The 12636-nt window shown below is 66.6% G+C and carries 11 protein-coding genes; 10 read left to right on the top strand and 1 reads right to left on the bottom strand.

What is annotated here, in order from left to right; translation table 11 throughout:
• The first annotated feature begins 750 nt into the window (after window positions 1–750).
• Together AC1DQR_RS39610 and AC1DQR_RS39605 are read left to right on the top strand one after the other, a co-directional pair.
• Window positions 751–1587, top strand: a complete 837-nt coding sequence (locus AC1DQR_RS39610; RefSeq protein ID WP_416047673.1) for an AzlC family ABC transporter permease — start codon at window positions 751–753, stop codon at window positions 1585–1587.
• Window positions 1584–1907, top strand: coding sequence for an AzlD domain-containing protein (locus AC1DQR_RS39605; RefSeq protein ID WP_416047674.1), 324 nt, complete (start codon window positions 1584–1586; stop codon window positions 1905–1907). The genes AC1DQR_RS39610 and AC1DQR_RS39605 overlap by 4 nt, the downstream gene beginning before the upstream one ends.
• A 51-nt stretch (window positions 1908–1958) precedes the next feature.
• Here AC1DQR_RS39605 and AC1DQR_RS39600 read toward each other — a convergent pair whose 3' ends face one another.
• The gene (locus AC1DQR_RS39600) at window positions 1959–3095 is read right to left on the bottom strand and encodes a helix-turn-helix transcriptional regulator (protein WP_416047675.1); all 1137 of its coding nucleotides are present in this window, start codon (window positions 3093–3095) and stop codon (window positions 1959–1961) included.
• Between the two features lie 361 nt (window positions 3096–3456).
• Here AC1DQR_RS39600 and AC1DQR_RS39595 point away from each other — a divergent pair, with 361 nt between their 5' ends.
• The 8 genes from AC1DQR_RS39595 to AC1DQR_RS39560 all read left to right on the top strand — a co-directional run bounded on the left by AC1DQR_RS39595 (window position 3457) and on the right by AC1DQR_RS39560 (window position 12425).
• Window positions 3457–4665: a phosphoglycerate kinase gene (locus AC1DQR_RS39595; protein ID WP_416047676.1), complete on the top strand. Its 1209-nt coding sequence runs from the start codon at window positions 3457–3459 to the stop codon at window positions 4663–4665.
• A gap of 32 nt (window positions 4666–4697) precedes the next feature.
• Complete coding sequence (locus AC1DQR_RS39590) at window positions 4698–5594, top strand: DUF4349 domain-containing protein (protein WP_477135066.1); 897 nt, start codon at window positions 4698–4700, stop codon at window positions 5592–5594.
• 13 nt (window positions 5595–5607) lie between these two features.
• Window positions 5608–7044, top strand: a complete 1437-nt coding sequence (gene pyk / locus AC1DQR_RS39585; RefSeq protein ID WP_477135065.1) for a pyruvate kinase — start codon at window positions 5608–5610, stop codon at window positions 7042–7044.
• Between the two features lie 170 nt (window positions 7045–7214).
• Window positions 7215–8279, top strand: a complete 1065-nt coding sequence (gene fba, locus AC1DQR_RS39580; RefSeq protein WP_174425967.1) for a class II fructose-bisphosphate aldolase — start codon at window positions 7215–7217, stop codon at window positions 8277–8279.
• 186 nt (window positions 8280–8465) lie between these two features.
• Window positions 8466–9374 (top strand): phosphoribosylaminoimidazolesuccinocarboxamide synthase, encoded by a 909-nt coding sequence (locus AC1DQR_RS39575; protein WP_043343946.1) that lies wholly within the window; start codon window positions 8466–8468, stop codon window positions 9372–9374.
• A gap of 165 nt (window positions 9375–9539) precedes the next feature.
• Window positions 9540–10037, top strand: a complete 498-nt coding sequence (gene purE, locus AC1DQR_RS39570) for a 5-(carboxyamino)imidazole ribonucleotide mutase (protein WP_006158083.1) — start codon at window positions 9540–9542, stop codon at window positions 10035–10037.
• 59 nt (window positions 10038–10096) lie between these two features.
• Window positions 10097–11341: a 5-(carboxyamino)imidazole ribonucleotide synthase gene (locus tag AC1DQR_RS39565; protein WP_477135064.1), complete on the top strand. Its 1245-nt coding sequence runs from the start codon at window positions 10097–10099 to the stop codon at window positions 11339–11341.
• Window positions 11342–11438: 97 nt separating this feature from the next.
• Window positions 11439–12425, top strand: a complete 987-nt coding sequence (locus AC1DQR_RS39560) for an L-threonylcarbamoyladenylate synthase (protein WP_416047678.1) — start codon at window positions 11439–11441, stop codon at window positions 12423–12425.
• Window positions 12426–12636 lie beyond the last annotated feature (211 nt).

Raw genomic sequence — 12636 nt, 5'->3', positions numbered from 1 at the left:
CCACGATCCTGCCTGCCTTGGTGGTTTCGTGGTTTTGTCTCTGACGGCGGGCGCCCTGCCATTTGATGCCCTGCCATACCGGCGCGAGCGGCACCTGGCTACCAACTCCCCTGGTTTCGTGGTGGGACCGTGGCCCGTCCGCTAGGGCCGCGCTCACACCTCACGGCGCTCGTCCTCCGAGACAAAACCACGAAACCGGCCACGCCCGAAATGGCGCAGCACTTCGCCCCGCGAACGGCAGATGTGGGAACGGTCACCGCACACGAGGTCAGGGGCCTCACGACGTAACCCATAGGTCATGCAGTTTCGATGCCCTCCAAGCCGGTATGGCAAAGGCCAGCCAACACTCCGGGCCGTACGACGCATCCACTGCCCCACATAAGCCTGATTGCTCTGCCCCCGGCAGGGTCGGCTTTCTTCTCGTTAGTCTTCTTTGCCGACGCAAAGAAGAGTGACCGGCAGCCCCCGCAGGGGGATGTCGTATGGCTTTTGGGTGCAAAAGCCATCGCCGCTGAAGGAAACAGCGACCAACCCCGCAGGGCAATGTCGTACGGCACCTTGGGTGCAAAAACCAACGCCGCAGCAAAACCAACCAAAAACGCCAGCCAACCAACCCAACCCAGCCCAGCATCCCCAACAAATTAAGCACCCACTTACCACCCCCTCCCACTCCCCCTATAATGCCCAATTCCCCCTAAGCCTAAGGGCTAGCCCGCCCCCGGCGGCTGCCATCCCCCCAATCCTTCAGCTATGACCTTCCGACCGCCCCAGGCCCTGCTGCGTCCCTGGCATCGTTTTGCCCCGGCCGAGCGGGCTGGCTTTATCGAGGGGGCGCGTTATTTCGCGCCGTCCCTGCCTGCCGTGTTCTCCTGGGGACTGGTGACGGGCGTGGCCATGAGCAAGTCGGTGATGAACGTGCCCGAGGCAATCGGCATGTCCTTGCTGGTCTACGCCGGCTCGGCCCAGTTGTCCGTGCTGCCGCTGTTCGCGGCGGGCCTGCCGTTGTGGACGGTGTGGCTGACCGCCGCCATCGTCAACCTGCGCTTCGTGATCTTCAGCGCGGGGCTGCAGCCGCATTTCAGCTATCTGCCGCTGTGGCGCCGCACGCTGCTGGGGTCGTTCAACGGCGACCTGCATTTCGTCTACTTCATGCAGCGCTATGCCACGCCAGGCCATGAGCCGGGCAAGGAGGGGTACTTCTGGGGCATGGCGTTGACCAATTTCGCCATGTGGCAGGTCTCGTCGATCATCGGCATCGTGCTGGCCAGCGCGTTCCCGGACAGCTGGGGCCTGGGGCTGGCCGGCACGCTGGCGCTGATTCCCGTGATGGTCACGACCATCCGCTCGCGCTCGACGCTGCTGGCGGTGGCTGTGGCTTCCGCGCTGGCGCTGCTGTGCTTCGACCTGCCTTACCGGCTCGGCCTGGTGGCGGCGGTGGTGGGGGCGATCGCGGCCGGCATGGCCAGCGACGAACTGGCCGCCCGCGCGACCTTGCGGGGCATCCGCCGCCGCAAGGCCGAGCATGCGCCCGCGCAGGCAACGGCTCCGGCGGCTCCGGTGGCTCCGGCAGCAAAGGACCGGGCATGAGCCATCTCGAGATCTGGATCGCGCTGGTCGGCATGGCGCTGGTGACCATCGTCACGCGTGCGCTGTTCCTGATGGCGGGCGAGCGCGTGACGGTGCCGGACCGCATCCAGCGCGCGCTGCGCTACGCGCCGGCGGCGGCGCTGGCGGCCATCATCCTGCCCGACCTGATGACCTGGCAGGGGCATTTCACGCTGGCCCCCGGCAACTACAAGCTGGTGGCCGGTGCGGTGGCGCTGGTGTTCTACCTGGCGACGCGGCGCATGGTGGGCATGATTGTGGCGGGCATGGCGGTCTATACCGCCATGCGGCTGCTCGGCTGAGCCGGGGCAGGGCGAACGCCGGGCCCCGAAGGCGCGAGAAGGCGCGCTCCGCTAGGCCGCGTCGCCGGCGTCGCTCGGCCCTTGTGGCGCGGGGCCGAGCGCCGTGCCCAGCTGGGTCAGCAGCCGCGTCAGGCGGGCCTGCGTGCTGGCGCCGGTCTTGAGGAATACCGCCTTGAGCTGGCTGCGCGCGGTTTCGTGGCGCACGTTCAGGCGCTCGCTGGCTTCGGGCAGGCCCATGCCGGTGGCCAGCAGGCTTGCCAGGCGGATCTCGGCGGGCGTCAGTCCATAGACTTCGCGCAGGAGTTGCGGCAGTTCCGCCGGGGCCTGCGCGTCTTCATGGATCACCACCAGCGCGGCGGGTTGCTGCCAGGGCAGCGCAAAGATGTGGGAGGGCGGCAGCGGCAGCACGATCAACTGCGCGCAGGCGCCGTTGCCATGGCGGGCGATTGCCGCCTGCGCCGGTACCGTGCTGCGCGGCGCGCAGGCGGCAGTCACCATGTCGGCCAGCGAGCGCGACAACTGCCACTCGCCAGTCTTGCCGGTGGGGGCCAGCCGCCGCACCCAGCGCTCGCCGATGCCATTGCTCAGCAGCACGCGCCGCTCGGGCGAGAAGGCGATCACGCCGAACGACAGGCGCTCCAGGATCTGCCCTGACAGTTGCGCCAGCGTCGACAGCCCGATGGTGCGGTCGCGCATGGCCATGGCGCTGCGCATGTGAGGCAGCGCCCAGTCCAGCGCGCTGACATCCGCCGGCGTGAAATTGCCTTGCGAGAACGAGCGCTGCAGCGCGAAATACACCTCGTAGTGGGGCTTTCGCTCGACCAGGCAGGCTGCGTAGGAGCACAGGTCGAAGCGGTGGAAGAACTCCCGGTAGAAGGGGCTGCGCTGCATCGCGCCTTCGCCGAAATCGCGCGCATCGATGTACCACTCGCCGGGGGAGAGGTTGTGGGCAAACAGCTTGCCCGGATCCAGCGCGTGGAACTCCTTCTCGTAGGCGCTGAACAGCTCCTGCACTGGGCGCACGACCTCGTTGACCGTCATCAGGTCGCGATCGGTGTCGCGCACGATCATCGATGCGTGCGCGCTGCCTACGATGTTGCTCAAGGTGTGCAGGCTTTGCTGCCAGGCCTGCGCGTCAAGAATCCCTTCGTACAAGCCACGGATTGCCCCGTGCATGTCTTCGTTCATGGTTACCCCTGCCTTCGCGACAACGGCCTTAGCCGCGTGGCGCCGACGCCGCTTACCGTAAGCGTGTCCGGCACCAGTGCCCTGGGTCCCGTCTGAGGCGGGCCTCTGGCTATGTTCTTGCGTGCTTATCTTGTACCGACTTGTGCATACATTGCGCGCTTTGGCAGCAGCGTACGAGACGCAATGCAATTGTCGCACCCCCCATTCAGGGGGTACGTTGCAAGGATGCGGCACGTTGCGCATCGCATGTGGCGAACGGGGCACCCGCTGGCGGATGCATCCGGGCCGCAATCCCGCAAAATGGCCCTTGCGATCAGGTAAAATGCCGATTTTCCCCGATTTTCGCTCTCCAGCCACCGCCATGACCTCTGTCCTGCGTCTTTCCGATCTCATCTCCCAAGGCAAAATTGCCGGCAAGCGGGTTTTTATCCGCGCCGACCTGAACGTGCCGCAGGATGACGCCGGCCAAATCACCGAAGATACCCGCATCCGCGCCTCGGTGCCCGCCATCGAGGCTTGCCTGCAGGCAGGCGCCGCCGTGATGGTGACCTCGCACCTGGGCCGCCCGACCGAAGGCGAGTTCAAGCCAGAGGATTCGCTGGCGCCCGTGGCCACGCGCCTGGCCGAGTTGCTCGGCAAGCCGGTCAAGCTGGTGCAGAACTGGGTCGACGGCAACGGCGAAGTGAGCGCGGTCAAGCCGGGCGAAGTGGTGCTGCTGGAAAACTGCCGCGTCAACAAGGGCGAGAAGAAGAACAGCGACGAACTGGCGCAGAAAATGGCCAAGCTGTGCGACGTCTACGTCAACGATGCCTTCGGCACCGCGCACCGCGCCGAAGCCACCACCCACGGCATCGCCAAATACGCTCCCATCGCCTGCGCCGGCCCGCTGCTGGCCGCCGAGATCGATGCGCTGGGCAAGGCCCTGGGCCAGCCGGCACGTCCGCTGGTGGCAATCGTCGCCGGCTCCAAGGTGTCCACCAAGCTGACCATCCTCAAGACGCTGGCCGGCAAGGTCGACAACCTGATCGTCGGCGGCGGCATCGCCAACACCTTCATGCTGGCTGCCGGCCTGAAGATCGGCAAGTCGCTGGCCGAGGCTGACCTGGTGGCCGATGCACGCACCATCATCGATCTCATGGCCGCGCGCGGCGCCTCGGTGCCCATCCCCGTGGACGTGGTGTGCGCCAAGGCATTCAGCGCCACCGCTGTTGCCACCGTCAAGGACGCGAAGGACGTGGCCGACGACGACATGATCCTCGACATCGGCCCCAAGACCGCGCAGATGCTGGCGGACCAGCTCAAGCTGGCCGGCACCATCGTGTGGAACGGCCCGGTCGGCGTGTTCGAGTTCGACCAGTTCAGCAATGGCACCAAGGTGCTGGCCCAAGCCATCGCCGAGTCCAAGGCGTTCTCGATCGCCGGTGGCGGCGACACGCTGGCGGCCATCGCCAAGTACGGCATCGCAGACCAGGTGGGCTACATCTCCACCGGCGGCGGCGCCTTCCTGGAATTCCTGGAGGGCAAGAAGCTGCCCGCGTTCGAGGTGCTGGAACAGCGCGCCGCGGGCTGAGGGTGGCGGGTTTGCGTGGGTCTGGCGCTGGCATGGCCGGCAAGCGTGGACTGGCGGCGTTGCTGCTGGCCGCCTCGCTTCTGGCCCTGAGCGCGTGCGGCCGCCCGGGCGGCGGCGGGCCCGAGGGGCGTCCCCTGGCCGCCGCCGCGGCCGGCGGGATGGCCGCCGGCGAGTTGGCGCGAGGCGGCCAGAGCGAGCAGCAGGAGGCGGAGCGCCGCTACCTGGCGCTGAAGTACGCGCTGACGGTGGAGAATTCCGCCGACGCGCTGGAGACTGGCTGGAAGAGCGTGGTGCAACGCTGCCAGGCGCTCGGCTGCGAGTTGCTGGAGGCGGCCTTCACCCGCAGCCGCGATGGTGCGCCGCCGCGCGGCGAGCTGCGCGCGCGCATCGCGCCCAAGGCCTTGCCGGATCTGCTGAAAGCGGCGGAGCAAGGCGGCACGGTGGTATCCAACGCCGTGTCGAGCGAAGACAAGACAGACCAGGTGATCGATGCCGAGGCCCGCATCAAGAACACCACCGAGCTGCGCGACCGCCTGCGTGCCATGCTGCAGAATGCGCGCGGCCCGCTGCGCGACGTGATCGAGCTGGAGCGCGAACTGGCGCGCGTGCAGGGTGAGTTGGACACGATCAACGGACTGCGCAAGATGCTGGCGGCGCAAACCGATCGCAATGAGGTCCGCATCGACTTTGTCGCGCGCGAGACCTTCGTCAGCCAGCGCAAGGTGTCGCCGCTGCGCGCTGCCGTCAACGATATCGCCGAGTTGTTCCTCGGCAGCCTGGCCATGCTGATCCGCGTGGCTGCCGGCGCGCTGCCGTGGCTGCTGGTTGGCGTGCCGCTGCTGTGGCTGGCGCTGGCCTGGCGCCGGCGCCGCGTGGCGCGCAGGAAGCAAGCCGTGCCGGCGTCGCCGGACGGCGCTGGCCCTCGATAAGGAAGATTTGCCAATGACCCGTTCCACCAAGATCGTCGCTACCATCGGCCCCGCTTCCAGCACGCTGGAAATGCTCACGCGCATGATCGCGGCGGGGGTCGACGTGGTGCGCCTGAATTTCTCCCACGGCGTAGCCGCGGACCATATCGAGCGCGCCCGCCTGGTGCGCGAGGCCGCCAAGGCCTGCGGCAGGGAAGTCGCCATCATGGCTGACCTGCAAGGGCCGAAGATCCGCGTGGGCAAGTTCGAGCACGGCAAGATCACGCTGAACGTGGGTGAGCCGTTCATCCTCGACGCTACCTGCACCCTGGGCAACCAGGAACGCGCCGGGCTCGATTACGAGGACCTGCCGCGCGACGTGGGCCCGGGCGACCTGCTGCTGCTCAACGATGGCTTGATCGTGCTCGTGGTGGACCGCGTGCTAGGCCACGAGATCTTCACCACGGTCCGGATCGGCGGCGAGCTGTCCAACAACAAGGGCATCAACCGCCAGGGCGGCGGCCTGTCGGCGCCGGCGCTGACCGCCAAGGACATGGAAGACATCAAGACCGCCATGGCGCTGGGCGCGGACTATGTCGCGGTGAGCTTTCCCAAGAACGCCACCGATATGGAAATGGYGCGCCAGCTCGCCGCGGTGGCCGGCCAGCCGCACCAGCACAAGGCCCGCATGATCGCCAAGATCGAGCGCGCAGAGGCGATCCGCCCGGGCGTGCTGGAAGAGATCCTGCAGGCCTCCGACGGCATCATGGTGGCCCGCGGCGACCTGGCCGTGGAAGTGGGCAACGCGGCCGTGCCCGCGCTGCAAAAGCGCATGATCCGGCTGGCGCGCGAGGCCAACAAGCTGACCATCACCGCTACCCAGATGATGGAGAGCATGATCGTCAACCCGGTGCCCACGCGCGCCGAGGTGTCGGACGTGGCCAACGCCGTGCTGGACGGCACCGATGCCGTGATGCTGTCGGCCGAGACCGCCGCCGGCCGCTATCCGGTGGAAACCGTGGAAGCCATGGCCGCGGTCTGCGTCGAGGCGGAGAAGTCCGAGGTGGTCCAGCTCGACACCGATTTCCTCAACCAGACCTTTGGCCGCATCGACCAGTCGATCGCCATGGGCGCACTGTTCACCGCCTATCATTTGCAGGTAAAGGCCATTGCCGCGCTGACCGATTCCGGCGCCACCGCGCTGTGGATGAGCCGGCATCGCATCCATGTGCCCATCTACGCGATGACGCCCAACCTGGCCTCGCAGCGCAAGATGCAGCTCTACCGCAATGTGGTGCCGCTGCCGCTGGAAGCCAGCGCCGACCGCGACACCGCGCTGGAACAGGCCGAGGAACTGCTGCTGTCGCGCGGCGTTGTGCAGCGGGGCGACTTTATCGTGCTGACCATTGGCGAGCCGATGGGCCAGCCAGGTGGCACGAATACGCTGAAGATTGTCCGGGTTGGCGCCTGATATGTGCCGCGCCGGACAGACAGCCGGCGCCTGAGCGCACAGGATCACCCAGGATAAATCGCGTTGAGACGGTGTCTTGCGCGATCAGCAAAGAACGACCAGATCGACCAGCTCGACCAGATCATTAAATCATTAAACGAGACACCCCATTCTTTCTTTAGGAGTTTGACATGCCACTCGTATCGATGCGCCAGCTGCTCGACCACGCCGCCGAAAACGGCTACGCGCTGCCCGCCTTCAACGTGAACAACCTGGAACAGGTTCAGGCCATCATGCAGGCCGCCGACGAAGTCAATGCGCCGGTGATCATGCAAGCCTCCGCAGGCGCGCGCAAGTACGCCGGCGAGCACTTCCTGCGCCACCTGATCGAAGCCGCGGTGCAAGCCTATCCGCATATCCCGGTGGTGATGCACCAGGATCACGGCCAGTCGCCGGCGATCTGCCAGGCCGCGATCGACCTGGGCTTCTCCTCGGTGATGATGGACGGCTCGCTGCGCGAAGACGGCAAGACCCCGTCCGACTACGAGTACAACATCGAAGTGACCCGCAAGGTGGTGCAGCTCTCGCACGCCATTGGCGTGACCGTGGAAGGTGAGCTTGGCTGCCTGGGCTCGCTCGAGACCGGCGAAGCCGGCGAGGAAGACGGCATCGGCGCCGAAGGCAAGCTGGACCATTCCATGCTGCTGACCGACCCGGAGCAGGCCGCCGACTTCGTCAAGGCCACCCAGCTCGACGCCCTGGCGATCGCCATCGGTACCTCGCACGGCGCTTACAAGTTCACCCGCAAGCCCACTGGCGATATCCTGGCGATCAACCGCATCAAGGAAATCCACGCCCGCATCCCCAACACCCACCTGGTGATGCACGGCTCGTCGTCGGTCCCGCAGGAACTGCTCGCGGAAATCCGCCAGTTCGGCGGCGACATGAAGGAAACCTACGGCGTGCCGGTCGAGGAAATCCAGGAAGCCATCAAGTACGGCGTGCGCAAGATCAATATCGACACCGATATCCGCCTTGCCATGACCGGCGCGATCCGCCGCTTCTTTGCCGAGAACCCGAGCAAGTTCGATCCGCGCGAATACCTGAAGCCGGCCCGCGAAGCCGCCAAGCTGGTTTGCAAGGCGCGCTACGTCGCCTTCGGCTGCGAAGGCCAGGCCGCCAAGATCAAGCCGGTGTCGCTCGACGCCATCGCGCAGAAGTACAAGTCGGGCGAACTCGCCCAGGTCGTGCAGTAAGCAGGACCCCGTGCCGTCCCCGCCCCGGTCCCGTCAAACGGGGCGGTGCGGGGACGACGCTTTTCAGGCTCCGGCGCCGGGGCGCTGAAAAGCGCTAACAAAATGAAGCGAAGCAGTTGTTCTGGCCCGGCGCCAGAATCATTCTGTTAGTGCCTCCCATCGGAACCACCGAACCACCGAAACACCATGTCGAACGCTCTCTATCAGTCCTCCATCACTTCGCTGCCGCTGCTCGGCCACGGCAAGGTCCGCGACAACTACGCCGTCGGCGACGACAAGCTGCTGATCGTCACTACCGACCGCCTGTCGGCCTTCGACGTCATCCTGGGCGAGCCGATCCCGGCCAAGGGCCGCGTGCTCAACCAGATGGCCAACTTCTGGTTCAAGAAGCTGGCTCACATCGTGCCGAACCACGAAACCGGCATTGCCGCCGAGACCGTGGTGAGCCCGGCCGAAGTCGAGCAGGTGCAAGGCCGCGCCGTTGTGGTCAAGCGCCTCAAGCCGATCCTGGTGGAAGCCGTGGTGCGCGGCTACCTGGCCGGCAGCGGCTGGAAGGACTACCAGGCCACCGGCAGCGTGTGCGGCATCGAATTGCCCGCCGGCCTGCAGAACGCGCAGAAGCTGCCCGAGCCGATCTTCACCCCGGCCGCCAAGGCCGAGATGGGCGAGCACGACGAGAACATCTCCTTCGCTGAAACGGAAGAGCGCATCGGCGCCGACCTGGCCCGCCAGATGCGCGACATCTCGATCCGCCTGTACAAGGAAGCAGCCGACTACGCCGCCACCCGCGGCATCATCATCGCCGACACCAAGTTCGAGTTCGGCCTGGACGAGAACGGCACGCTGACGCTGATGGACGAAGTGCTGACCGCCGACTCCTCGCGCTTCTGGCCCGCGGATTCGTACGAAGTCGGCACCAACCCGCCGTCCTTCGACAAGCAGTTCGTGCGCGACTGGCTGGAAGCCGTGCGCATCGATGGCAAGCCCTGGCCCAAGACCGCCCCGGCGCCCGCACTGCCCGCCGACGTGATCGAGAAGACCGCCGCCAAGTACCGCGAGGCGCTGACGCGCCTGACCGGCGAGGAACTGCAGTAATGTTGGGCGGCGCAGGCGCTGGCCGAAGCCGGCCGGTGCGCCAATGCCGTTTGAAATGACAACGGTCTTTGCTCCCCTCTCCCCTCAGGGGAGAGGGGAGCAAACCAACGCAGGACGAAGGTTGGCGCGATCCCCAAGCGCCAGACAGATTTTTAAGGACTTAACGTGAGCAATACAGCCAAGCCGCTGGTCGGCGTTGTGATGGGCAGCAGTTCCGACTGGGACGTGATGCAGAACGCGGTCGCCATGCTGAAGGATTTCGGCGTGGCCTTCGAGGCACGCGTGGTCTCCGCCCACCGCATGGCCGACGACATGTTCGAGTACGCCGCCACCGCGCGCGAGCGCGGCCTGCGCGCCATCATCGCCGGTGCCGGCGGTGCCGCGCACCTGCCCGGCATGATCGCCGCCAAGACTATCGTGCCGGTGTTCGGCGTGCCGGTGCCGTCGCGCTACCTGCGTGGCGAGGACTCGCTGCTGTCGATCGTGCAGATGCCCAAGGGCGTGCCGGTTGCCACCTTCGCCATCGGCGAAGCGGGCGCCGCCAATGCCGCGCTGCACGCCATCGCCACGCTCGCTACCACCGACGACGCGCTGGCCGCCGCGCTGGAAGCGTTCCGCGCCAAGCAGACCGAAGCTGCCCGCGCCATGACGCTGCCGGTGTAATACGCACATTCGCACGCACACCGACTAGCCCCAAGCCCCCGAATCCGGAAAGACGCGCAATGCCAACCGATATCCATCCCCACCTGGTCGAAGCCCACACGCCGGAGTCGCGTGCCGAGTTCGGCATCGACAATCCCAGCGCGCCGGTGCTGCCCGGCGCCTGGCTAGGCATGCTGGGCGGCGGCCAGCTCGGCCGCATGTTCACCCATGCCGCGCAGTCGATGGGCTACAAGGTTTGCGTGCTCGATCCGGACCAGGACAGCCCGGCCGGCACGATCGCCGAGAAGCACATCTGCGCAGCCTATACGGATGAAGCCGCGCTGGCCGAGATGGCCAAGCTGTGCCCGGCGGTGACCACCGAGTTCGAAAACGTGCCCTCGCTCTCGCTCGACCGGCTGGAGCAACTCGGCGCCTTCGTCGCGCCGCGCGGTTATTGCGTGTCGATTGCSCAGAACCGCATCGGCGAGAAGAARTTCTTYGCYTCSTGCGCCGAGCGCACCGGCGTGCCSMCSGCSCCGCACTGGGTGATCCAGCACGACGCGGACGTCGACCAGGTGCCCGAGGACCTGCTGCCCGGCATCCTCAAGACCGCGCGCATGGGTTATGACGGCAAGGGCCAGGCCCGCGTCAGGACCCGCGAAGACGTGCGCGCAGCGTGGCGCGCCATGCAGCACGTGCCGTGTGTGCTGGAAAAGATGTTGCCGCTGGCCTACGAGGTCTCGGTACTGGCCGCGCGCGCTGCCGACGGCACCACCGCCACCTGGCCGCTCGCCGAAAACGTGCACCGCGACGGCATCCTGTTCTCCACCGTGATGCCGTCCACCAGCGTCTCCGACGAGATCGCCGCGCGCGCTCGCGCCGCGGCCGCCACCATCACCACCGAGATGGGCTATGTGGGCGTGCTGTGCATCGAGTTCTTCGTGCTGACAGATGGCTCGCTGGTCGCCAACGAAATGGCGCCACGCCCGCACAACTCCGGCCACATCACCATGGATGCCTGCGAGACCAGCCAGTTCGAGCAGCAGGTGCGCGCCATGGCGCGCCTGCCGCTGGGCAGCACGCGCCAGCATTCGGCCGGCAAGATGCTCAACCTGCTGGGCGATGTGTGGTTCGAGTTCGGCCTGGAACGCACGCCGGCCTGGGACGAAGTCGTGGCCCAGCCCGGCGCCAAGCTGCACTTGTACGGCAAGAGCGATGCGCGCCCCTCGCGCAAGATGGGCCACGTGAATTGCGTGGGCGGTGCGGCGGCCGATGCCGAGCGCGCCTTCGATGCGGCCCTGACGGCGCTGCATATCGCGCCTTGATGGCTTGCCCGGCGCATGCGCCGGGCTTTTCCATTTTCCTGCTTTCGCAGCTCCGTAGCTTCATAGCTTCGCAGTAACGCCACCCCAGAGATCCCCGATGTCGCGCATGCCCACGTCCGCCGAACTTGACCAAGCGGTCCAACTGCTGGAGGCCGGCGAGCTGGTCGCCTTCCCGACCGAGACGGTCTACGGCCTGGGCGCCGACGCGGAAAACCCCGAGGCCATCGCCCGTATCTACGCGGCCAAGGGGCGACCGTCCAATCACCCGATCATCGTGCACGTGGTGGATGGCGGCGACATCAGCTACTGGGTGGACGATGTGCCGCCGGCCGCGCAAGACCTGATTGACGCCTTCTGGCCCGGCCCGCTCACGCTGATCCTCAAGCGCGCCGCGCATATCCCGGCGGCGGTTGCCGGCGGCCAGGACAGCATTGGCCTGCGTTGCCCGTCGCATCCGGTTGCGCAGGCGCTGCTGGGCCGCTTCAAGCGTGGCCGCGGCGGCATTGCCGCGCCGTCCGCGAACAAGTTCGGACAGGTCAGCCCGACCACGGCGCAGCACGTGCGCGACGAGTTTGGCGACGCGGTCTTCGTGCTGGAAGGCGACGACGTTGAGGTTGGCATCGAATCGACCATCGTGGACCTGTCGCGGCTGGAGCAGGGCATTGGCCCGGTGCTACTGCGCCCGGGCGCCATCACGCCGGCCATGATGGCGCAGGTGCTGGGCGTCACGCCGTTGCCGCCGGACGCTGCCGCGCCGCGCGCGTCAGGCACGCTGAAGGCGCACTATGCGCCGCATACGCCGTTGGGTTTGTGTTCTGCCGCGGATCTGCCCGCGCAACTGGTCGATTTGCCCGCTGACGCGCGAGTGGCGTGGGTTGGTGTTCAGGCGGCTGCCGATTCGCGGTGTGTGTGGGTAGAGGCGCCTGCCGATGCCGAGGGTTATGCGCGGGCGCTTTATAGCTTGTTGCGTCGGCTGGATGGGGAGGGGTTTGCGCGGCTGGTGTTTGAGGCCTTGCCGGCTGGGCATGAGTGGGATGGGGTTCGGGATCGGTTGCAGAGAGCTGCGGCTGCGTTTGGGGGGTAGGCGTTTGGGGTTGTCAGCTTCAACTTCAGCTGCTTGACGTCAAGGGCAACTGCAACTGCAGTTTCACCACCCCTGCGGGGCGGCGACCTACTTTTTTGTCTTGCCAAAAAAGTAGGCAAAAAAGGCGCGCCGGGGTACGACTCACTCACATAGGTAACACTTGAGTTCAAGCACATAGGTAACAGTTTTCTACGCTGCATGGGCCATGGGC

It is taken from the genome of Cupriavidus sp. 05L411, assembly GCF_056398045.1.
Note: the sequence above shows the minus strand (reverse complement) of the source record. Positions and strands in the feature narration are given on the sequence as shown.

Excerpts from the sequence above, each read along its gene's own strand:
- AC1DQR_RS39610 (WP_416047673.1), top strand. The coding sequence starts at position 751 with ATGACCTTCCGACCGCCCCAGGCCCTGCTGCGTCCCTGGCATCGTTTT.
- AC1DQR_RS39605 (WP_416047674.1), top strand. The coding sequence starts at position 1,584 with ATGAGCCATCTCGAGATCTGGATCGCGCTGGTCGGCATGGCGCTGGTG.
- AC1DQR_RS39600 (WP_416047675.1), bottom strand. The coding sequence starts at position 3,095 with ATGAACGAAGACATGCACGGGGCAATCCGTGGCTTGTACGAAGGGATT.
- AC1DQR_RS39595 (WP_416047676.1), top strand. The coding sequence starts at position 3,457 with ATGACCTCTGTCCTGCGTCTTTCCGATCTCATCTCCCAAGGCAAAATT.
- AC1DQR_RS39590 (WP_477135066.1), top strand. The coding sequence starts at position 4,698 with ATGGCCGGCAAGCGTGGACTGGCGGCGTTGCTGCTGGCCGCCTCGCTT.
- fba (WP_174425967.1), top strand. The coding sequence starts at position 7,215 with ATGCCACTCGTATCGATGCGCCAGCTGCTCGACCACGCCGCCGAAAAC.
- AC1DQR_RS39575 (WP_043343946.1), top strand. The coding sequence starts at position 8,466 with ATGTCGAACGCTCTCTATCAGTCCTCCATCACTTCGCTGCCGCTGCTC.
- AC1DQR_RS39560 (WP_416047678.1), top strand. The coding sequence starts at position 11,439 with ATGTCGCGCATGCCCACGTCCGCCGAACTTGACCAAGCGGTCCAACTG.